The sequence below is a fragment of the Algorimicrobium echini genome, from assembly GCF_900115185.1.
Lineage (GTDB): Bacteria > Bacteroidota > Bacteroidia > Flavobacteriales > Flavobacteriaceae > Algorimicrobium > Algorimicrobium echini.
On the sequence record NZ_FOVN01000003.1, the window covers coordinates 89355 to 110053 of the forward strand.

23 protein-coding genes are annotated in these 20699 nt (G+C 33.4%); 11 read left to right on the top strand and 12 right to left on the bottom strand.

Going from position 1 to position 20699, the window contains the following annotated elements; genetic code table 11:
• Positions 1-76: 76 nt before the first annotated feature.
• Genes BM239_RS09040 through recF form a run of 3 tightly spaced genes read right to left on the bottom strand, consistent with a single transcriptional unit; the run spans position 77 to position 1930 of the window.
• Positions 77-373 carry a DciA family protein gene (locus BM239_RS09040; protein WP_092207782.1) on the bottom strand — a complete coding sequence of 99 codons (297 nt, stop codon included), beginning with the start codon at positions 371-373 and terminating at the stop codon, positions 77-79.
• Positions 374-404: 31 nt separating this feature from the next.
• Complete coding sequence (locus BM239_RS09045; protein WP_092207784.1) at positions 405-836, bottom strand: hypothetical protein; 432 nt, start codon at positions 834-836, stop codon at positions 405-407.
• Positions 837-850: 14 nt separating this feature from the next.
• The gene (gene recF / locus BM239_RS09050) at positions 851-1930 is read right to left on the bottom strand and encodes a DNA replication/repair protein RecF (protein ID WP_092207786.1); all 1080 of its coding nucleotides are present in this window, start codon (positions 1928-1930) and stop codon (positions 851-853) included.
• A 122-nt stretch (positions 1931-2052) separates the two neighbouring features.
• Here recF and BM239_RS09055 point away from each other — a divergent pair, with 122 nt between their 5' ends.
• The 7 genes from BM239_RS09055 to BM239_RS09090 all read left to right on the top strand — a co-directional run bounded on the left by BM239_RS09055 (position 2053) and on the right by BM239_RS09090 (position 8599).
• On the top strand, positions 2053-2826 hold the full coding sequence (locus BM239_RS09055; protein WP_092207788.1) for a tetratricopeptide repeat protein: 774 nt from the start codon (positions 2053-2055) through the stop codon (positions 2824-2826).
• A 3-nt stretch (positions 2827-2829) separates the two neighbouring features.
• The gene (gene ribH / locus BM239_RS09060; RefSeq protein WP_092207790.1) at positions 2830-3309 is read left to right on the top strand and encodes a 6,7-dimethyl-8-ribityllumazine synthase; all 480 of its coding nucleotides are present in this window, start codon (positions 2830-2832) and stop codon (positions 3307-3309) included.
• A gap of 376 nt (positions 3310-3685) precedes the next feature.
• Positions 3686-3970 carry a riboflavin synthase subunit beta gene (locus BM239_RS09070; protein WP_092207794.1) on the top strand — a complete coding sequence of 95 codons (285 nt, stop codon included), beginning with the start codon at positions 3686-3688 and terminating at the stop codon, positions 3968-3970.
• Entirely contained in the window at positions 3970-5823 is a 1854-nt protein-coding gene (mutL, locus tag BM239_RS09075; RefSeq protein ID WP_092207796.1) for a DNA mismatch repair endonuclease MutL, read from the top strand. Before BM239_RS09070 ends, mutL begins: the two co-directional genes overlap by 1 nt.
• A gap of 13 nt (positions 5824-5836) precedes the next feature.
• Positions 5837-6604 (top strand): rhomboid family intramembrane serine protease, encoded by a 768-nt coding sequence (locus BM239_RS09080; protein ID WP_177209024.1) that lies wholly within the window; start codon positions 5837-5839, stop codon positions 6602-6604.
• A 1-nt stretch (position 6605) separates the two neighbouring features.
• On the top strand, positions 6606-7490 hold the full coding sequence (locus BM239_RS09085) for a rhomboid family protein (RefSeq protein ID WP_092207800.1): 885 nt from the start codon (positions 6606-6608) through the stop codon (positions 7488-7490).
• 86 nt (positions 7491-7576) lie between these two features.
• Positions 7577-8599 carry an endonuclease/exonuclease/phosphatase family protein gene (locus BM239_RS09090; protein ID WP_092207802.1) on the top strand — a complete coding sequence of 341 codons (1023 nt, stop codon included), beginning with the start codon at positions 7577-7579 and terminating at the stop codon, positions 8597-8599.
• Here the strand turns inward: BM239_RS09090 and BM239_RS09095 are convergent.
• The 7 genes from BM239_RS09095 to BM239_RS09125 form a co-directional block, all read right to left on the bottom strand.
• Positions 8591-8899 carry a DUF6122 family protein gene (locus tag BM239_RS09095; protein WP_092207804.1) on the bottom strand — a complete coding sequence of 103 codons (309 nt, stop codon included), beginning with the start codon at positions 8897-8899 and terminating at the stop codon, positions 8591-8593. The genes BM239_RS09090 and BM239_RS09095 overlap by 9 nt on opposite strands.
• Complete coding sequence (locus tag BM239_RS09100) at positions 8899-9519, bottom strand: WbqC family protein (protein WP_092207805.1); 621 nt, start codon at positions 9517-9519, stop codon at positions 8899-8901. Before BM239_RS09100 ends, BM239_RS09095 begins: the two co-directional genes overlap by 1 nt.
• Before the next feature lie 34 nt (positions 9520-9553).
• On the bottom strand, positions 9554-11149 hold the full coding sequence (gene lepB, locus BM239_RS09105; RefSeq protein WP_092207807.1) for a signal peptidase I: 1596 nt from the start codon (positions 11147-11149) through the stop codon (positions 9554-9556).
• Positions 11150-11210: 61 nt separating this feature from the next.
• Positions 11211-11912, bottom strand: a complete 702-nt coding sequence (gene dapB, locus BM239_RS09110; protein WP_092207809.1) for a 4-hydroxy-tetrahydrodipicolinate reductase — start codon at positions 11910-11912, stop codon at positions 11211-11213.
• A 2-nt stretch (positions 11913-11914) separates the two neighbouring features.
• A complete protein-coding gene (locus tag BM239_RS09115) occupies positions 11915-12517 on the bottom strand; it encodes a DUF5683 domain-containing protein (RefSeq protein ID WP_092207811.1) in 603 nt (200 codons plus the stop codon).
• Complete coding sequence (locus BM239_RS09120; RefSeq protein ID WP_092207813.1) at positions 12507-13409, bottom strand: ParB/RepB/Spo0J family partition protein; 903 nt, start codon at positions 13407-13409, stop codon at positions 12507-12509. The genes BM239_RS09115 and BM239_RS09120 overlap by 11 nt, the downstream gene beginning before the upstream one ends.
• Before the next feature lie 3 nt (positions 13410-13412).
• A complete protein-coding gene (locus BM239_RS09125) occupies positions 13413-14177 on the bottom strand; it encodes a ParA family protein (protein ID WP_092207814.1) in 765 nt (254 codons plus the stop codon).
• Between the two features lie 471 nt (positions 14178-14648).
• Between BM239_RS09125 and nirK the strand changes: the two genes are divergently transcribed.
• From nirK to BM239_RS09145, 4 genes are read left to right on the top strand one after another with little or no spacing between them, the layout of a single operon-like run.
• Positions 14649-16112 (top strand): copper-containing nitrite reductase, encoded by a 1464-nt coding sequence (nirK, locus tag BM239_RS09130; protein ID WP_092208166.1) that lies wholly within the window; start codon positions 14649-14651, stop codon positions 16110-16112.
• Between the two features lie 5 nt (positions 16113-16117).
• Positions 16118-16897, top strand: a complete 780-nt coding sequence (locus BM239_RS09135; RefSeq protein WP_092207816.1) for a formylglycine-generating enzyme family protein — start codon at positions 16118-16120, stop codon at positions 16895-16897.
• A gap of 2 nt (positions 16898-16899) precedes the next feature.
• A complete protein-coding gene (locus BM239_RS09140) occupies positions 16900-17613 on the top strand; it encodes an SCO family protein (RefSeq protein WP_245758220.1) in 714 nt (237 codons plus the stop codon).
• Between the two features lie 53 nt (positions 17614-17666).
• Entirely contained in the window at positions 17667-18932 is a 1266-nt protein-coding gene (locus BM239_RS09145; RefSeq protein ID WP_092207818.1) for an alginate export family protein, read from the top strand.
• A 39-nt stretch (positions 18933-18971) separates the two neighbouring features.
• Here BM239_RS09145 and BM239_RS09150 read toward each other — a convergent pair whose 3' ends face one another.
• Complete coding sequence (locus BM239_RS09150; RefSeq protein ID WP_092207820.1) at positions 18972-19433, bottom strand: cation-binding protein; 462 nt, start codon at positions 19431-19433, stop codon at positions 18972-18974.
• Positions 19414-20616 carry a hypothetical protein gene (locus tag BM239_RS09155; RefSeq protein WP_092207822.1) on the bottom strand — a complete coding sequence of 401 codons (1203 nt, stop codon included), beginning with the start codon at positions 20614-20616 and terminating at the stop codon, positions 19414-19416. The genes BM239_RS09150 and BM239_RS09155 overlap by 20 nt, the downstream gene beginning before the upstream one ends.
• Positions 20617-20699 lie beyond the last annotated feature (83 nt).

The window sequence follows — 20699 nt, forward strand, 5'->3', positions numbered from 1 at the left end:
TTCTCGCGATTGTTTTAAATTAAAGTTTAACGAGTATTTATTCTATGTTTTGTGTCATATTTTAAAGAGCAAACAACTAACGAAGCACTATTTCCTTAATAATTTGCTTCCCTAGATGATCATTCAGCATCGTTACAATTTTTTCTTTTCCGTAGCTTAACTCCTCCCGAAGCACGCTAGAACTTAATTGAACATATAATATTTCACCTTTTAACTGAATAGCAGTTGTGTAATTATTGACACCATTTCCCATCATGTTTTGCCAAGCATCTTGAACGTTTATGGCATTTAGCCCTTGTTCCAATCTGTTGGTTTCTACAAATTCTTTTAAAGCGTCAGCAATGGATAAATTTTCGTTATTTCGTTTGGCCATATGTTTTATCCACGATGGTGGAACTCTGTTTTTAATTAATATTTATGGGTTTGTAGCGCTTGTACAAAAATATCGCGTTGTTTTTATTTATTACCTTTAATTGATTTTTCGTGGCTAGTAAAACCGTTTCTTTCCAAGTATCAAATGGTGTTTTATAGTACACGTTCATGCTGTCATTTTCAATTTTTATGGTAAAGTTTTCTGCATCTTTGGATGTTTCAAAAGTACCCATAAAATTGGGTTTCATTTTTTTTCGAATGCCTGTTTGAGAATCTTCTAAACTAATAAAATCTACGGTGTCATTATAAGAATACTCTTTGGTACTCCCGTCATTTAATATAACACGCTCAATTTCCCAATACCCTTCTAAATGTTCCAAATAGTCTTCGGGATTATTAGTGCAACCAGATAAAACCATCATCAGAACTAGGAGAGTGGTAATTTTTTGAAGTTTCTGTATCATAATTAAAAATGGTTCTATAATTTAAAAATTTCGTAGGATTGGTGTACTTGTTTAACCACTGCTTCAGTACGATCTGCGTGTGTATCGCTTATAAAAAGTTGGCCAAAATTTTCATCATCCACCAATTTTATAATTTGAGATACGCGTTGTTCATCTAATTTATCAAAAATATCATCTAAAAGCAAAATGGGATTCACTTGGCTTCTAGATTTTATAAAATCGAATTGCGCCAATTTCAAAGCGATTAAAAAAGATTTTTGCTGACCTTGGCTCCCAAATTTTTTAATAGGATGTTCGGCAATGTTAAAAATCAAGTCGTCTTTATGAATGCCAACACTGGTATATTGTATGGCTTTATCTTTATTAATTACGGTTTTTAAAAGCATTTCTAAACGATGATTTGTTAAATCGCTTTCATAAACCAATTCTACGGACTCGTTTCCACTACTAATAGCCTTATATCGTTCCTTAAAAATGGGGATAAACGTTTCTAAAAATGCTTGACGTTTTCCATGAATTTCATGCCCATATTGATCTAGTTGTAAATTGTAAACTTCTAAAGTGTCTTGATTAAAAGTATGATTTAGAGCAAAGTATTTCAAAAGTGAATTTCGTTGTGCGACTACTTTATTATACTTTAAAAGGGTGTTTAAGTAATTTTTATCACTTTGTGAAATAACACCATCCATAAACTTTCGTCTGGTAGCACTCCCTTCAATAATTAAATCCCGATCGGCTGGTGAAATAATCACTAAAGGTAAAAAACCTATATGGTCACTATATTTATCATAAATTTTACCGTTTCGTTTGATAATCTTTTTCTGACCGCGCTTTAAACTCACTACAATTTTTTCTGAGACCTCATTTTTTTCATATTCCCCGTTCACAACAAAGAAGGCTTCATCATGTTTTATGTTTTGAGACGCAATGGGATTAAAATAACTTTTTCCAAATGACAGATGGTAGATAGCATCTAAAACATTGGTTTTACCCACGCCATTATTACCAACAAAGCAGTTTATTTTTTCATTGAAAACAAAGCTACGCTCATCAAAATTTTTATAATTGAGTACCGATAAGGATTTCAGAATCATATAAAAAGAAACTTAAATGGGGTTTTACGTAAAGGATGTGCAAATTATTGAAAAATAACAAATAAATAGGCTTTCTAATCTAAAGAAAAATTATATTTTTGCACCGCATTAATTAAAAATATATGGCAACGTACAAGAAGAGAGGATATAAACCAGAAACAAAAGAAGAAAAGCAGCATGATGTTGAAGAACACTCAACAACAGCTGAAGTTTTTAACACACTTGATGAAAGTGCCTCCAAGACGGAAGATTGGGTAATTGGCAATCAGAAATACATTTTTATTATTATTGGTTTGGTAGCAGCCGTCGTTTTAGGATATTTAGGTTATAATGAGTTTATAGCTAAACCAAAGCAAACGGAAGCTATGAATGATATGTACCAAGCCCAAAAATACTATGATCAAGCAGTAAATGCAACATCTGAAAAAGATTCGTTATTTAGCTTGGCTTTAAATGGTGGTGAAGGTAAATTTGGTATGTTAGATATAATCTCTGAATATAGCGGAACACCATCGGCTAATATGGCAAATTATTATGCTGGTATGGCATATTTGAATATGAAAGATTACAAAAATGCCGTGTCGTATTTAGGTAATTTTTCAAGTGATGATGAAATCTTAGCACCAATGGCTAAAGGCTGTATCGGTGATGCCTTTGTACAATTAAACCAACAAGAAGATGCGTTAGGTTATTATGAAGAAGCTGCTAAAATGCGCTCGAACGAATTTACAACACCAATGTTTTTATATAAAGCAGGTATTATAGCTTTAGATTTAGGCAAAACAGATGTAGCGCTTAAACATTTTAAAACTATTAAAGAAAACTACCCAACCTCTACTGAAGGGACTAATATTGACATCTTTATTGGAAAAGCAGAGGCTTTGGCAAGTAACTAATACATGGCTACAGAAAATAAAAATTTATCAGAATACGATAAAGCTACAATCCCAAACGCGAAAAACTTTCGGTTTGGGATTGTTGTTTCAGAATGGAATGATACCATAACGGAAGGACTTTATAAAGGCGCAATCCAGGCTTTATTGGATAATCATGTTTTAGCAGAGAATATTATTCGTTGGAATGTTCCCGGTAGTTTTGAGTTAATTTATGGTTGTAAAAAAATGCAACAACAGCAAGTTGATGCCGTTATCGCTATTGGTAGTGTTATTCAAGGCGAAACCAAACATTTTGATTTTGTATGTGAAGGCGTTACTCAAGGCATTAAAGACCTAAACGTTTTGCAGAATGTGCCTGTTATTTTTTGTGTTTTAACAGATAATAACATCCAACAGTCTATAGATCGTTCCGGTGGAAAACATGGAAATAAAGGTACAGAAGCCGCTATTGCTGCTATAAAAATGGCCGAATTGAATAAGTAGACTTTCTAAACTCTTACATTTTTTTACAGGCGTTTATAGGCATGAGCCAATTTCATGAGCCAATCAGCAGGATATTGTTAACAATTTTTGGCAAACAGGATGTCCTTTTTCCTTGCAAATTCAGTACTTTTGAAGTTAAAGCAACTAATTAGAAAGTAAAGTGGCTAAAAAAAATAAACGCTTTAATTACAAACCAAGATTCCAAGATGCTACTGAAAAAAATCAATCCGATGATATTCAGACAAAATGGCAAAGTTTAAAAGGTACTAGAAAGCGAAAAAGTAATTTTCTAACCTCTCCTTTATTTTTGGTCTTGTTTTTGATTACTATATTAATAGTGATTTATGTTCTAGGTCGCTATGAATAATACACGATTATGGGAGTTTTTAATACACGAAAAAATAAAAAATACAGCTACACACCACGTCATTATAAAGGTGAAGGAAATCCCTACGAAATAAAGCATAAGTTTGATGATTTTCGCTCAACCGTTGGAAGTAGTGGTGGTTTAAAAACAAAGATAAATACCGCTTGGGACGATTATAAAAACAATGCTGATGAACATGCCAATAGACGTGTATTGATCATTATTGCGGTTTTAGTTTTTATATTTTTACTGATAATTGGTTTCGATTTATCCATATTCCTTCCTGAAAACTAATGGCAGACATTATTCAATTATTACCCGATCATGTTGCCAATCAAATTGCTGCAGGTGAAGTTGTTCAAAGGCCAGCTTCCGTAGTAAAAGAGCTTTTAGAAAATGCTATTGATGCCCAAGCTTCCGAAATTAAACTACTTATAAAAGATGCCGGAAAAACCCTCGTTCAAGTAATTGATAATGGTTCTGGGATGAGTGTTACAGATGCGCGTTTTAGCTTTGAGCGTCATGCAACATCTAAAATTAAATCGGCTGACGATTTATTTCAACTAAGTACTAAGGGATTTCGTGGCGAAGCATTGGCAAGTATTGCTGCTATTGCTCATGTGGAGCTAAAAACCAAACAAGAATCAGATGATGTTGGCACGCAAATAGTTATTGCGGGTAGCGAAGTGAAAGCGCAAGAAGTTGTTGTAACACCAACAGGAACCTCTATTGCTGTTAAAAATTTGTTCTTTAATATTCCAGCACGTCGTAATTTTTTAAAATCGAATACGGTTGAATTGCGTCATATTATTGATGAGTTTCATCGGGTAGCATTAGCGCATCCTTCTATTCAATTTTCTATGTATCATAACGGTAGTGAAACATTTCACTTGCCAATCAGTAATTTCAGACAACGCATTGTCAATATTTTCGGCACTAAAACCAATGAAAAATTAGTTCCTGTAAATGAAACAACTGAAGTTTTAACCGTTTCAGGATTTGTAGGAAAACCAGAATACGCCAAGAAAACACGTGGCGAACAATTCTTTTTTGTCAATAATCGTTTTATAAAAAGTGCCTATCTGAATCATGCCATAAATTCTGCATTTGATGGTTTATTAAAAGATGGCACACATGCGAGTTACTTTTTAGATTTAACCGTAAATCCGCAAACCATTGATATTAATATTCATCCAACAAAAACAGAAATTAAGTTTGATGATGAGCATACCTTGTATGCTATTTTAAGGTCCGCAGTAAAACATAGTTTAGGGCAATTTAGTATTGCACCAGTTTTAGATTTTGATCGTGACGCAAATTTTGATACACCTTATAATTTCCAAAACAAGCAGGCTAAAGCACCTAAAATTGAAGTAGATCGGGCTTTTAATCCATTTCAAGAAGAAAGACAATCTAAATCATCTTTTAGTCCATCATATAAAAAAGAACCAGCAGGAAGTTGGGAAAGTCTGTACGTTGGTATGGAATCTAAAAGCACTAAATCTGCAACCGATTTTAATGAAATCCAGTTTGAAAGTTCGGAAGAAACCAGAAATATATTTCAAGACGATGCCAGTTTAGATACGAAGCAATCTACCTACCAATTACATAATAAATATGTAGTGAGTACCATAAAATCAGGTATGTTGGTTATAGATCAGCATCGTGCACACCAACGTATTTTATACGAAAGTTTTTTAAAGCATATTACTATTAAAGAAAGCGTGAGTCAGCAATTGTTATTTCCTGTTTTAGTATTTTTATCGCAACAAGAAATGGATTGTATTAAAGGTGTTCAGGAAGATTTAGAGCACACTGGTTTTGTTTTTGCCAATTTTCATAATGATCATATTGAAATATCAGGTGTTCCTATCAGTGTTCCCGAAAGTGAAGTGACTGTTATTTTAGAACAATTAATTAGTGATATTGAAAACGAAGTACCAGATTCACATTTTAGTGCTACAGATTTGTTAGCAAAATCCATGGCGAAGAGTTTGGCTATAAAAAGAGGGCAATCTTTAACTTTAGTGGAACAAGAGCATTTGGTTAATAGTCTATTTGCTTGTAAAGAGCCAAATAGTTCACCGACCAACAAAGCAACTTTCGTTACAATTAGCGTTGATGAAATAGATAAAAAATTTATTTAAGTAAAATTTTATGATGAATAATATTACCGATACTGTCAAGCATTTAATTATCATAAATGTCGTTATGTTTGTCGGCACCTTAACGGTAGGAGGAAACCCAATTGGTGAAAACGTCTCCTTTTATAACTGGTTCGCGTTGCATTTTCCTCAAAATGCCACGTTTCAACCATGGCAGATTATTACACATATGTTTATGCATGGTGGTTTTATGCATATTTTCTTTAATATGTTTGCTTTATGGATGTTTGGTACGGCTGTTGAACAACGCTTTGGTGATAAAAAATTCTTGTTTTTTTACATATCATCAGGTTTAGGTGCAGCACTTTCAATGATTGGTTATTATTATTTTAGTTTTTATTCAGGACTCAACGTTTTAACTGAAGCTGGAATAGATAAAGCAAAAATTATAGAAACTTTAAATTCGGGTATGTATAATACAGCTTGGCAACAAATAATGGGAGCTACAGATATGCAGCAATTTATTACTGTTTTTAATAGTACTATGGTAGGAGCGTCGGGAGCTATTATGGGTGTTTTAGTCGCTTTTGGTATGTTGTATCCTGAATCTAAATTGATGTTGATTTTCCTGCCTGTCCCTATTAAAGCCAAGTATTTTATACCAGGTATTATTGCATTAGATTTAATTTCTGCTATTACTGGACAATCCTTTTTTAGTCCAAGTAATACCGCTTATGTAGCGCATCTTGGTGGTGCTTTATCCGGTTTTTTAATTATGTGGTATTGGAAAAAAACGCAGTTCAATAAAAACCGTTGGGATTAGTATGACGAATTTAAACCAAGACATACAGAATAAATTGCAGCATCTCAATATTTTTGAGAAGCTGATTGTTGCCAATTTGGTTATATATTTAATAGGATTATTAGTGTCTCTACTTTTTAAATCCGATTTCAATTGGTTTGAATTGCCGAGTGTTTTTGGTAATTTTATTACGCAACCTTGGAGTGTTATTACCTATGCTTTTATACATTATGATTTTTGGCACTTCTTTTTTAATATGATTTGGCTCTACTTTATTGGCGGCATGTTTACCAATTTATTTTCCAAAAAAATGGGGCTAAACGTGTACTTTCTAGGAGCTATATCTGGCGGTTTGTTGTTTTTATTGGGTTATAATTTGTTCCCAGATTTATTTAAGTCACCTTCGCGTTTGGTAGGAGCTTCAGCAGCTATCCGTGCATTGTTAATTTTTTTATGTGCCTACATGCCTAGTATGGAAGTTCGTTTTTTCACCTTTAATTTAAAACTTTGGTACATTGGAGCAGCTATTGTTGTTTTTGATATTTTAGGTATAATTGCGGGAATTAAAGACCCGATAAGTGGAAATGCTGGTGGTAATTTAGCGCATTTAGGAGGTGCTATTTTGGGGTATATTTATGCCAAAAAGTTAGAGCAGGGTAAAGATATTGGGAAAGGGTTTGGGTCTTACATGGATCAGTTTGTGGGTCTCTTTTCGAAATCTAAAAAATCACCATTAAAAACCGTTTATAAGAAGAAGTCAGATAAAGTAGCTGGTTTTTCAAAAGAAGAATTTAATCAGTTTAATAATCAGAAAAAAATAGATGTCATCCTTGATAAAATTAGTAAAAGCGGTTATGATAGTTTAACAGAAGCCGAAAAAGAGTTTTTGTTTAAAGCTGGAAAATAAGATGCTATTTTAAGGATTTACAAGTTATTGCTAAATAAAGTAGTGGGTAGCGTTAAAGTTTAGCTCACCATTTTCATTTAAATTATATGAAAAACTTAAAGTTAATAGATAAAATAATATACCTTATTAATGGTCTATTAGCCTTTGTTTTGTTGTTATCGTATTTGCTGCCTTTTGTTCCGCCTAAAACGTTTGCTTTATTATCTGTGTTGAGTTTGGGTGTGCCTTTCTTGATTCTTATAAATGTTATTTTCTTTTTATATTGGTTAATTAAGCTCAAAAAGCAGCTTATTTTATCATTGGTTGTTTTAATCATAGGGTATTTTAGTTTTGGGTCTCTATATAAATTTTCTTCAGAGGATGATGAAATTCATGATTACCAATTAAAAGTCATGAATTATAACGTGCGCTTATTCAATTTGTATGATTGGATTCCTGAAAAAGGTATTGCAATGAAAATGGTGGATTTAATAAATGATAAAGCACCAGATGTGCTGACCATTCAAGAATACCATCCACATCCTGATGTTAATTTATCGTCTTTTAAGTATAAATTCGAAAAATTATCAGGAAATAAAACCAAGTACGGTCAGGTTATTTTATCACAATATCCCATTATCAATTCGGGTTCTGTAGAATTTCCTGAAACATCAAACAATGCCATTTTTGCTGATATTGTTAAAGCTGATGATACGATTCGTATTTATAATATTCATCTACAATCCTTAAAAATAGATGCTAATATGGACAAGTTGCAGCAGGAAGATTCTGAACGCTTATTAAAACGTATTGAGCAAACCTTTGAAATGCAGCAGCTCCAAACCGAATTGTTTTTAGAGCATAAAGCTGCTTGTCCTTATAAGGTTATTATCTCTGGCGATTTTAATAATACCGCATTTTCTTATGTTTATAAGGAGTTGAAAGGCAATTTAAAAGATACCTTTAAGCAAGCAGGAAATGGATTTGGTAGAACATACGACTTCAAGTTTTTTCCAATCCGAATTGATTTTATACTCAGTGATCCTTCCTTTGAAATAACAGATTTTAAAACCATCGACAACAAATATTCGGATCATTACCCGATAATGACTACCTTGAAGTTACATTAATGCACAGTCGGCAGAATCTGCAATAATGTGAATTACCAATCCGATACCAATTAATCTGGTTTTCTTCGGGATTAATAACAGCACATACAACCCAATTGCCCAATAAGTATGTAATGGATGAAAGTTAATACTACACCTATTTGGATCAAAAATGGGTGTTGCTAATAGGTGATCTAAATCTATAAGCATGGTTGCTACCATAATAAGGTATGCTTTTAACCAATAGGTTCTGTAAAACGCTACAGCTATTACTAATGGCAGTAAGAAGTGCAAATTATAATGAACGAGGTTTTGTAGCATTACCAAACTATTTTTTGCGACTCTAGGTAATTTAAAGCATTTGGGCCTTCATTACAGAGTAAATCTATAATACTTAAGTTGTTAATGAAACCATGCTTATCATTAAATACTTGAATATAAGACTCAAAACTTGGTGCTTTTTCGCCTTTAGCTTTTACTAAATGCCGTAAATCTGTATATTGAGTGGGTTTTTTTTCAAAAGTGGTTGTTTGGTTGGTTTTAATTTCTAATTGCAAGCAATTACAAACAGTCTGAAAACATTGTAAGTTAAAATCGAGCAGACTAGAAACTGGTTCTTCAAATAACGGCCTTAACTCATCTTCATAAAACTCAAAAAAAGGGGAAGTTTTATAGGCCGATTCAATAGATTTCCAGTGGTTTCGCTGCCAGTTTTCCTCATTAAAAGTAAGTACATCCACATATTTCTGACGGTCTTTTTGAGTATGAACAACGGGAATATTTAATAGCAATTTTCCATTAGCACCATAAATATAAGTTCTGTTTCTGTAGGTTTGTTTTTGGAAATTATCAGCCATTTCAAAGGTAATAGTTTCCGCCTGACACATAGCGACAAAATGCGCAACATTAGGGAAATATGTTGGGTGAATAAGGATGTTCATTTGTAGAGATACTTGTTGAATCTACAGCTAATAATTAGCTAGTGGCTTTTTTATGTTTACGCCATTTACTAAAACCAAACCAAGCGGCTAATAAAACCAAAAATGGAATAAAATACGAAACCGGTTCACCACTACCATTTACGGTTGTAAATAAACGTTCCCAACGAATTTTTTCTTTAATCCCTTGGCCATTGCTGTTATAACTCATCCATATAAATACTGGCTTACCAACTACATGATCAAATGGGACAAATCCCCAAGAACGCGCGTCTAATGAGTTATGACGATTGTCACCCATTAACCAATAATAATCTTTCTGGAACGTATAACTGGTTGCAACGTCACCGTTAATAAAAATTTGGTTACCTCTAACTTGTAAGGTGTTATTTTCATATTCTGTAATGGCACGTTTGTAAAGTGGTAAAACCTCTAAATTTAAGTCAACCGTTGCGCCAGCTTCTGGAATATACAAAGGACCAAACCAATCATTATTCCAATTGTAATTAGGGTCATGAGGAAAAACACTTGGTTCGCGTTCACCTTTTTCACGTTTAAGAGGTTCTATACTCTTAACATTTGGATGATTTTTAAATTTAGCTAAATTTTCATCTGAAATACCTGGAAAATAACTCACAGAATAATCCTGATTGTACTGTGGGAAATCGGTTATATTATATCTGCTTGATAGTATGTAATTGTTGAATGGCCCATTTTTGGTTTCTACTTTATACGAAAATTGCAATTTAGCTCTATCAGGTAGGGCGTTCTGCTTGCCATTAATATAAACAAAACCATTTCTAACTTCTAAAGAATCGCCAGGAACACCAACGGCGCGTTTTACATAATTGGTTTTCTTATCAACAGGTTTGTAATAATTTCTATCTGCTGTTTTATACATGTTGTATAATGTATCTACAGGCCAGTTGAAAACCACAATATCATTGTGTTTAATGTCTTGAAAACCAGGTAAACGTAAATAGGGTAGTGATAGTTTATTTATAAATGATGTGTTTCTATTTTCTACATTGTCGTCATATAAATACGATTTTTTATTAATAAATGGAATCGTATCATGCACCATTGGAGCTGCTACTGTAGACATCGGTACACGCGCACCATAATGGAATTTACTCACAAATAGGAAATCGCCAACCAGTAATGATTTCTCTAAAGATGACGTAGGAATTGTATAGGGTTGTATCAGATAGGTGTGAACAACCGTTGCCGCAACTATAGCAAACAGTATCGAGCTTACCCAATCTCCTAAAGGTGTTCGCGGATGTAAACTTCTGTCTTTTACATGGTGCACATCTACAGCATAATTTAAATAGTAATTATAAAAGCCTAAAGTGAATAAAGCTAAAATGGTATCTGTTGTCGAATTCTTTCCAAAACTTCTAGCGGTTTCCACCCAAACAACAGGAAACATGATAAGGTTAACAATTGGTAAAAAGAGTAGAATAGTCCAATACCAAGGGCGATTAATAATTTTCATTAAAATAACCGCGTTGTAAACAGGTACGAATGCTTCCCAAGCTTGTCTACCAGCTTTTATATATAATTTCCAAGTTCCTAAACCATGAATAATTTGGATGATTAGGATAACTAATAGCCATTGTGATAGTGCCATATATTTTATTTTGTCTTAATTGGTCGGTAGCAGGTTTTTTCTGTTACCTATTTTTTTTGTTTTAACCTATATTTAACACATCTTTCATGGTGTAAACGCCAGTTTTGTCTTGTAGCCATTCTGCAGCTATTACAGCGCCTAAAGCAAACCCTTCCCGATTGTGTGCTTCGTGTTCAATAGTTATGGTATCTGTTTTGCTAGTGTACGAAACAGCATGTGTACCAGATACATCTTCAATACGTTTGGCTGTAATAGGGATTGTGTTTTCTTTATTTGAAAGTAGGCTCCAGTCGGTATATGTGTTATGCTCTGAAATAATAGATTCTGCTAACGTAATAGCCGTGCCACTTGGTGCATCTAGTTTTTGAGTATGATGAATTTCTTCCATTGAGACTTTATAGGACTCTAATTTCGACATCATTTTTGCTAATTGTTTATTCAATTCAAAAAAAATGTTGACACCTAAACTAAAATTCGATGCATAAATAAAAGCACCATTTTCCTCTTGGCATAATGCTTCTGCTTTCTTATAATTGTCTAGCCAGCCAGTTGTTCCCGAAATTACAGGAACACCATTTTTAAAACATTTTACCACATTAAAAAAGGCTGCGTTGGGTACACTAAAATCTATAGCAACATCTGCTGTAGTAATGTCGTAACCATCTTCATCGTTGGTTTTAATAACAATTGTGTGTCCACGACTAATAGCTATTTTTTCAATGGTTTTACCCATTTTACCATATCCTAATAGTGCTATTTTCATGCTTAAAATTTAAAATTTACGGTAATGCCTAAATTACCAGTATTATCAAACTCATTAATTTTGTAATGTGGCTTAAAGCTTAAGTTGTCATCTACGTTATATTGTAATAAATGAGCATCCACATTAGCCCAGATGATGTTTAGAGCATAAATACCTAAAGTAACCAAAAGTGATATCTCCCTATTACGGCTTAATGTTTTTTGCGCTTCACGTAATCCATCATCATTAATCGTTCCGTAGAATTCATCATCGGTAAATCCAGCTAAACGTCTTTTATAAGCATCTCTATATCGATTATACTCTTTATTATTATCTAGATAAAAATAAACACCAACACCTAGGCCAGCGTAGATAACAGGTATTTTCCAATATTCTTTTAGATAAGCATGGCCTAAACCAGGAAGTACAGCCGAGTAAAATGCGGCACGAGCAGGAGCTAACGGATCAATAGGATCTGAAACAATATTATTAGCTTCTACTTGCAATTCTTCTGGTGTTTCTGTTTGGACTTCTTTCTTGTCTTCAGAATTTTTATCGTCTTGAGCCCAAGTATTGCAGCAGAAAGCCAAGATAATAACCAGCGCTATGGCATATTTATTCAGCACGTTTTACCAATTTTAAAATACGATTAAAATCTTCTTCCGAATGAAATGGAATAGAAATATTACCTTTTCCATTTTTAGACACTTTAACGTTTATTTTATGTCCGAAGTATTCCGAAAAATCTTTAATTCCTTTTTTTACAAATTTAGGAAGTTCTTCTGGTTCTTTTGGTGATTTTAACGTTTTATCCGTTTGAAAATCACGTACTAAAGTTTCCGTGTCTCGAACCGATAATTTATTGGTAATTATCTTTTCGTAAATATCCAATTGGCGACTCTGGTCCTCAATGGTAATTAAAGCACGACCATGACCCATAGAAATAAAACCGTCACGCATACCAGTTTGGATAATAGGATCCAGTTTTAGTAAGCGTAAATAATTAGCAATTGTGGAGCGTTTTTTACCAACACGATCACTCATTTGCTCTTGCGTTAGATTGATTTCGTCAATTAATCGTTGGTAGGATAATGCTATTTCAATAGGGTCTAAATCTTGACGTTGTATGTTTTCAACCAAAGCCATTTCAAGCGATTCTTGGTCGTTTGCAATTCTAATATAGGCTGGAATGGTTTCCAAACCTATCAATTTAGAAGCTCTAAAACGACGTTCACCTGATACCAATTGAAATTTGTTAAAATCTAATTTTCTAACAGTAATTGGTTGAATAACTCCTAATTCTTTAATTGAAGATGCTAATTCCCGTAAGGTTTCTTCGTTAAAATTAGTTCGTGGTTGAAATGGGTTTATATCGATGGAATCTATATCCAATTCAACAATATTACCAATAACTTGATCGGCATTTTTATCCTGACTCGTTTTTATATCGTTTGAAGGGTCTTTCAATAAAGCTGATAAACCTCTACCTAAAGCCTGTTTCTTGGTTGCCTTCGCCATGTTTTAGGAGTTTTTATTAATAATTTCTTTGGCCAAACTTAAGTAATTCGTGGCGCCTTTGCTTGCTGCATCATAATTAATAATGCTTTCGCCATAACTAGGTGCTTCACTTAAACGCACATTTCGCTGTATAATAGTTTGGAAAACCATATCATTAAAATGTTTTTGAACCTCTTCTACCACCTGATTAGATAGGCGTAAACGCGAATCATACATTGTAAGAAGTAAACCTTCAATATCTAACTCCGTATTGTGAATCTTTTGCACACTTTTTATGGTATTTAAAAGTTTTCCAAGACCTTCTAAAGCAAAATATTCACATTGTATAGGAATTATTACAGCATGAGCTGCTGTTAAAGCGTTTAATGTTAATAACCCTAACGAAGGTGCACAATCTATAAGAATATAGTCGTAGTCATTAACAATATCACCCAACGCTTTTTTAAGCATGTACTCACGTTCGTCCTTGTCTACTAATTCAATTTCTATAGCAACGAGATCTATATGTGCTGGAATAACATCCAGATTTGGTGTATCAGTTTTGATTATGGCTTCTTTGGCAATATTGGAATGCTCTAGAAGTTGGTAGGTTCCAATTTCAACACTTTCAACATCAATACCCAATCCAGAGGTTGCATTTGCTTGTGGATCGGCATCTATTAGGAGTACTTTTTTTTCAAGTACGCCTAGGGAAGCAGCTAAATTTATTGAAGTGGTTGTCTTTCCAACACCGCCTTTTTGATTAGCTATAGCTATTATTTTACCCATTAATTGATTTGGTTTAATTACGCGTAAAAATACAATTATTTGTGGGTTTAGAAAATGGAAGTTGTTAACAAACGTTAAACAAGATTCCTTTTTTTTAAGGTAACTGATTTTAATGTGTTTATAAAGTTATTTAGGATTATCGGTAGCTGTTTAAAATATAAAACCTGCTTTATATTTTATAATAAATCATAATATAAGGTGCTTCAAACAGAAAAAAATCTCTAAAATAAATTGTTAAAGAAATTGTAAAATTAGTGGCCGTTCATCTATATGAACTGATTAAACTTTGAAAAATTTTCAATTAGTTTTAATTTAAAAACTTAAAAACTTAAAAACTTAAAAACTTAAAAACTTAAAAACTGATAATTATCATATTACAGGCTTACATGGTTATTTATCTTTGAACTGTAATTAGGATAAAGTTATCCGAATTAAAGCAAAATGAAAACACTAATTAATTATTATACGATTATGAAAACACAAAAAAGTATGAATCGCGTTTATCCAATGATTTTATTGTTGGTTTTTACAGTATTTTTAATGGGATGCATGAACAACGAGAAAACAGTTTATGATAAAGCGGAAGATATTCCAGTTAGTCAGGAAATGATTGCGGAATTAACATCACCACCACATGTGCCTACTCCTGTTGGAGCAAGAAAAGCAAAAAAACTGATTGTTAAAATGGAGATATTGGAAGAAGAAGGAGAAATGACCGATGGTGTAAAATATGTGTATTGGACATTTGGAGGTACCGTTCCAGGTAGTTTTATACGAACACGTGTAGGAGATGAAGTCGAATTTCATTTACAAAACCACCCAGATAATAAATTACCTCACAATATCGATTTACATGCTGTAACGGGACCAGGAGGCGGAGCAGAGTCTTCATTTGTGGCGCCAGGTCATGAAAAAGTTTTTTCTTTTAAAACATTAAATCCAGGATTGTATGTGTATCACTGTGCAACTGCTCCAGTTGGAATGCATATAGCAAATGGTATGTATGGTTTGATATTGGTAGAGCCAGAAGGAGGGTTACCTCCAGTAGATAAAGAATACTACATAATGCAAGGCGATTTTTATACCAAAGGCGCTAATGGTGAACGTGGTTTACAGCCTTTTGATATGCAAAAAGCGGTTGATGAAAAAGCAGATTATGTGGTTTTTAATGGTAAAGTGGGTGCCTTAACAGGCGATAATGCTATTACAGCAAAAGTAGGAGAAACGGTTCGTTTGTTTGTTGGTAATGGTGGACCAAATCTGGTATCTTCATTTCATGTAATTGGAGAAATATTTGATAAAGTACATGTAGAAGGTGGCGATATGATAAACGAAAATGTTCAAACAACATTGGTTCCTGCTGGTGGTGCTGCTATTGTTGAGTTTCGCGTTGATGTTCCTGGAACCTTTATTCTAGTAGATCACTCCATATTTAGAGCTTTTAACAAAGGTGCTTTAGGGATGTTGAAAGTAGAAGGTGAAGAGGATACTAAAATTTATTCTGGCGAAATTCGTGATGATATTTATTTACCAGAAGGACCAGGCATTCAAAGTATGCCAACTACAGACGAAATCGTAGAATCCGAGATTCCAGCTAAATCATTTGAAGAGCAAATGGAATATGGTAAGCAAACCTATATGCAAACATGCTTTGCTTGCCATCAAGCAGAGGGTCAAGGTGTGCCAAATGCATTTCCGCCTTTGGCTAAATCAGATTATCTCAATGCAGATGTAGATCGCGCTATTGGTGTTGTACTTCACGGATTAACTGGAGAAATAACTGTTAATGGTGAAAAATACAATAGTGTAATGACCAGACAAACCTTATCTCCAGATGAAGTTGCTAACGTTTTAACCTATGTGTATAATAGTTGGGGTAACTCTAAAAAAGTGGTTACAAAAGAAATGGTAATGAAAGTTAAAAATCAAAAATAATAATTATGAAAACCCAGGCCTTTAGATTGTTACTTGTTTTATTAGTTTTTCAATCGGTTGTTTTTGCACAATCTGAAGGCATGGTATTCATTGAGGGAAGCCGTTATATTCCCCTTTACGGAAGAGATTCAACCGTTGTGGAAGTTAAGGATTTTGAAATGGATATTTATCCGGTTACGAATTCTGAATACATGGATTTTGTAACAAAATATCCAAAGTGGCAAAAATCTAAAGCCTTAAAATTGTTTACCGATAAAAGCTACTTGGCTAATTGGAAAAACGATTTAGAGTTTAAAGATTCTGAACACCCTAACAGTCCAGTAACCTATGTTTCTTGGTTTGCTGCTAAAGACTATTGTGAATGTCAAGGCAAACGGTTACCTACTGTAGACGAATGGGAGTATGTTGCAATGGCAGACCAAACAACTAAAGATGCTCGTGTAAAACCATCATATAATGAGCAAATATTAGCATGGTATGAAGCTCCAAGGTCTAACGAAAATTCCATTGGACAAAATCCTAAAAATGTTTGGGGAGTGCACGATTTACATGGCCTAGTTTGGGAGTGGACTATGGATTTTAATTCGGTATTAATTACAGGCGAATCTCGCAAGGACGTAGATAAAGACAGCAATTTATTTTGTGGAAGTGCTGCCGTAAACGCAACCGATTTAATGAATTATGCCGCTTTTATGCGTTATGCAATTCGCGGGAGTTTAAAAGCAAAATATTCCATGAAAAATTTGGGCTTTCGCTGTGTGAAAGATACCAACAAAATAAATTAAAAATGAAAACACTAAAATATATTATGGTATCACTTTTTGCTATTCTAGCGTTAGAAAGTTGCCAATCAGATAAAAAAAGTTCAGCTCAAATTACCGAAGTATACCAATGCCCTATGCAATGTGAGGGTGATAAAACATATCATGAATTTGGTAGCTGCCCTATTTGTAAAATGGACTTAAAAGCAGTAGATAACACTTTAAAAAAAACTATCAATGAAGGTATTTCAGATGCATCAATTTTCAATTTAACATCTCAATGGCACACAGAAGAAAACCAAGTAATCCACTTGGAAGATTTAAAAGGAAAAACCTTGGTTATGGTTATGATTTATACATCATGTAAAGCAGCTTGTCCAAGGTTAGTTGCTGACATGAGAAATATTGAAGCTCAAATTCCTGATAACAAAATTAAAGATATCCAATTTGTTATGGTAAGTATTGACCCAGAAACGGACACACCAGAACGTTTAAAAGCTTTTGCTGTAGAAAATATTATGGATGATGAACAATGGACGTTTTTGCAAGGAACTGAAAGCAGTGTTAGAGAATTTGCTAATGTATTATCTGTTAAGTATAAAGAAATTTCACCGATAGATTTTTCACACTCCAATATTATTTCGGTTTTCAATGCGCAAGGAGAACTGATGCATCAACAAGAAGGTTTGGGAGTTGATAATAAGGAAACAATCCAAACAATTTTGCAAGTAACCCCATAAATGAAATAAGTTTTCTGGCATGTAAATCGTCATGCAATGTAAATGAGAATCGTATGAAAAGAATTGTAATTGTCATACTCCTTGGAGTAATGAAACAGACCCTTTTTGCTCAAAATTTTGAAATTTCAGCAGCGGTTAGACCTCGCTTTGAATACAGACATGGCTACAAAACCTTGAAGGTGGATTCGCTGGACGCTGCCTCTTTTGTATCGCAACGAACCCGATTAAATTTCGCTTATGGTAGTGAGAAAATCAATGCCTATATCAGTATTCAAGATGTGCGTGTTTGGGGTGATGTACCTACTTTAAATACCGCTGATAATAATGGAACAGCCATCCATGAAGCTTGGGCAGAATTACTATTAACACCAAAATTCTCATTGAAATTAGGACGACAGGAAATCTCTTATGATGACGAACGAATATTTGGAGCTGTTGGTTGGGCACAACAGGCTAGAAGTCATGATGCTTTATTGGCAATTTATAAACCAAATTCTAACAACCAATTTGAATTGGGTTTAGCGCTTAATGCCAATTCAGAAAGTGTTTTTGAAACTATTTACACGTTAAATAACTACAAGTCCATGCAATACATTTGGTATCACACAAAGCTATCACCATTAGATTTAAGTGTTTTAGCACTTAATAACGGATTGGCTTTTATAGAAAATGGTAAACAAGAAGTAGACTATAACCAAACATTTGGTGCGCATGCAAAACTGGATCCAAGTCCGTTTAATGTAGAAGCATCACTGTATTTTCAGACAGGAAAAATTGCTAACCGAAAGGTTCAAGCTTATAACGCCTCCATTTATGGATCTTACACTTTTAAAAATGGATTAAAACCAGGTTTGGGTGTTGAGTATCTTTCAGGAACCGATATGGATGCAACCAACTCCCATATTAATTCCTTTAACCCATGGTATGGAACCAACCATAAGTTTAATGGTTTGATGGATTATTTTTATGTTGGAAACCATATTAATTCTGTTGGGCTGGTTGATGTATATGCCAATCTAACATATAGTACTGAAACGTTTTCAGTTTCCGTAATGCCACACATGTTTTCATCTGCTGCAACAATAACCAATTCATTAAATAATGAAATGGATTCCTATTTAGGTACCGAAATTGATGCTACAATAACTTACAAATGGACAAAAAGTGTGAGTTTTCAAGCAGGCTATTCTCAAATGTTTGCAACAGAAAGCATGGCTGTTTTAAAAGGCGGAAATCCGCATGCAACAAATAATTGGGCTTGGGCTATGATTACTATAAAACCTAGTTTATTTAAAACAAATTTAAAATTTAGCGAATAGCAACAATGTGTTCGGTTAATAGTTTAGTTGACTATTCGTTTATTTCCAAAATTCATCAGTTATATTGTCTTTAAAAGATTCTGGCTGGTGAATTTTTTCAATATATTGAAGCTGCGCTTCTGAAGCCACTTTTTGAATTTCAGGAAATAAAATGCGTTCCTCAAAACGGATATGTTTCTCCAATTCTTCTTCAATTTTATTTAATGATTTTTCTAAATTAGGCTCTTTGGTAAATAAACGTTTTAAACGTCTATGATCTGCTAGCGCTTTTTTTACTAACTCATTATCGGAATCTAGAATGGTAAATATTTCAGTTTCTTCTAATTCAAAATGAGGAATTAAATGATTTTCAAAAAACCAGTCTGCGTAGGATTTTATACGGTCAGCTGATACGTTTTTACTAAAGCCAGATCTTATTTTCCAGGATAATAATAAACCATGATGATGTTCTCTACTCAATGGCTGCAAAGCTTTATGACGTTTAAGAGGTTTCTGTTCCATAATGTTTTTGTTTAAAATAACTGATTAAAATAAGTGCTATACTAACGGGAAGGAGCATACTGACTACAAATAAAATTAGATAATAATTGGGTAAAAGGCCAATACCTAAATAGTAAAAAGCACCTTGAATAAATAAAATAGTTTCGGTTAAAATAAAACCAAGTAAAAATAAGGGTAATCCAATAGAAATATAAGGACTTGGTTGAATAGTTTTAGACTGTATTAAAAAGGCAAATAAAAAACCACTTATAACACCTAACATAGTTAAGTGAATGAACCCAATAATAAAATTGTGATGTTCAAATAATTCTGATGAAAATTGTGGAATTATAGATAAAGTTTGCAAGGCTATTTTAGTTATAAAACATCCTAACGAAAACTGATACATCCTAATTACCAGTTTAGGTGAGTTGTCTTTAAAAGTTTGAAATTTAGGTTTTATAATTTTTATAAAATAGTAAAGTGAAACGATTTGTAAGAAGATGCCTAACCCGTTAATCCAATAGAGTAGTAGATGGTTTGCAAACCATTGTATTGGTAAAGCAAAGGTTAAAATAGTAGCTAAAATAATGTATTTAAAGAATGCTTTTGCGTTTTCGGACCATTCAATCTGTAATTGATGGCAGGCTATGGCTACAACGCCAAGGAGGAACCAGCCATTAAATTGAAAGTTTAAAAAAAACTGAATTGCAATTTGATAAAAAGCAGATGCTTGACCTAATAAACCAACGGCTGGACCTAAACACCAAACACCAAAAGTGGACAATACCATGAATATTAATGATGCTTTAACTACATGTTTTACAAGTATGTTTTGAATGTGCAGATCTTTCCAAATCAGATACACAAAGTAATAACTACAAAAAATATGTAATGTTGAAAAGCCAATTGAGATAGCAGCATACCCTTGAAGCGGAAAACTAATCATCATACCAATAACAGCAATCTGTGTCACCCAAAACAATTTAGTATAAATCAGTTTATTTTCTGAAACAAAATAATAAGAAAAAAGAGTATACAACATTAAATATGCCCAGCCCAACATAGCAACATGAGAATGAGCATGAGTAAGAAACCGATAATTAATAGCAATAGGATTTACAGATACATAGCGCAACGTTAAACCCATTAGCGCTGCAATTAAGAAATTGACTAAACAGATTAGGACTCGGTTTTTAGGCATTCATTAATAGGTTTTAAATAAAAAAACACGTCTCTTGTTGAAACCATAACTTACAATAAATATTCCCTCTAATAAAATATGTA

What these genes read in the sequence shown, in the direction of transcription:
- BM239_RS09140 (WP_245758220.1), top strand. Translation starts at nt 16,900, where the DNA reads ATGAAAACACTAAAATATATTATGGTATCACTTTTTGCTATTCTAGCG.
- BM239_RS09150 (WP_092207820.1), bottom strand. Translation starts at nt 19,433, where the DNA reads ATGGAACAGAAACCTCTTAAACGTCATAAAGCTTTGCAGCCATTGAGT.
- BM239_RS09070 (WP_092207794.1), top strand. Translation starts at nt 3,686, where the DNA reads ATGGGAGTTTTTAATACACGAAAAAATAAAAAATACAGCTACACACCA.
- BM239_RS09080 (WP_177209024.1), top strand. Translation starts at nt 5,837, where the DNA reads ATGAATAATATTACCGATACTGTCAAGCATTTAATTATCATAAATGTC.
- lepB (WP_092207807.1), bottom strand. Translation starts at nt 11,149, where the DNA reads ATGGCACTATCACAATGGCTATTAGTTATCCTAATCATCCAAATTATT.
- dapB (WP_092207809.1), bottom strand. Translation starts at nt 11,912, where the DNA reads ATGAAAATAGCACTATTAGGATATGGTAAAATGGGTAAAACCATTGAA.
- ribH (WP_092207790.1), top strand. Translation starts at nt 2,830, where the DNA reads ATGGCTACAGAAAATAAAAATTTATCAGAATACGATAAAGCTACAATC.
- BM239_RS09090 (WP_092207802.1), top strand. Translation starts at nt 7,577, where the DNA reads ATGAAAAACTTAAAGTTAATAGATAAAATAATATACCTTATTAATGGT.
- nirK (WP_092208166.1), top strand. Translation starts at nt 14,649, where the DNA reads ATGAAAACACAAAAAAGTATGAATCGCGTTTATCCAATGATTTTATTG.
- BM239_RS09040 (WP_092207782.1), bottom strand. Translation starts at nt 373, where the DNA reads ATGGCCAAACGAAATAACGAAAATTTATCCATTGCTGACGCTTTAAAA.
- BM239_RS09045 (WP_092207784.1), bottom strand. Translation starts at nt 836, where the DNA reads ATGATACAGAAACTTCAAAAAATTACCACTCTCCTAGTTCTGATGATG.
- BM239_RS09085 (WP_092207800.1), top strand. Translation starts at nt 6,606, where the DNA reads ATGACGAATTTAAACCAAGACATACAGAATAAATTGCAGCATCTCAAT.
- BM239_RS09125 (WP_092207814.1), bottom strand. Translation starts at nt 14,177, where the DNA reads ATGGGTAAAATAATAGCTATAGCTAATCAAAAAGGCGGTGTTGGAAAG.
- BM239_RS09155 (WP_092207822.1), bottom strand. Translation starts at nt 20,616, where the DNA reads ATGCCTAAAAACCGAGTCCTAATCTGTTTAGTCAATTTCTTAATTGCA.
- BM239_RS09145 (WP_092207818.1), top strand. Translation starts at nt 17,667, where the DNA reads ATGAAAAGAATTGTAATTGTCATACTCCTTGGAGTAATGAAACAGACC.
- BM239_RS09135 (WP_092207816.1), top strand. Translation starts at nt 16,118, where the DNA reads ATGAAAACCCAGGCCTTTAGATTGTTACTTGTTTTATTAGTTTTTCAA.
- recF (WP_092207786.1), bottom strand. Translation starts at nt 1,930, where the DNA reads ATGATTCTGAAATCCTTATCGGTACTCAATTATAAAAATTTTGATGAG.
- BM239_RS09120 (WP_092207813.1), bottom strand. Translation starts at nt 13,409, where the DNA reads ATGGCGAAGGCAACCAAGAAACAGGCTTTAGGTAGAGGTTTATCAGCT.
- BM239_RS09095 (WP_092207804.1), bottom strand. Translation starts at nt 8,899, where the DNA reads ATGCTACAAAACCTCGTTCATTATAATTTGCACTTCTTACTGCCATTA.
- BM239_RS09100 (WP_092207805.1), bottom strand. Translation starts at nt 9,519, where the DNA reads ATGAACATCCTTATTCACCCAACATATTTCCCTAATGTTGCGCATTTT.
- mutL (WP_092207796.1), top strand. Translation starts at nt 3,970, where the DNA reads ATGGCAGACATTATTCAATTATTACCCGATCATGTTGCCAATCAAATT.
- BM239_RS09055 (WP_092207788.1), top strand. Translation starts at nt 2,053, where the DNA reads ATGGCAACGTACAAGAAGAGAGGATATAAACCAGAAACAAAAGAAGAA.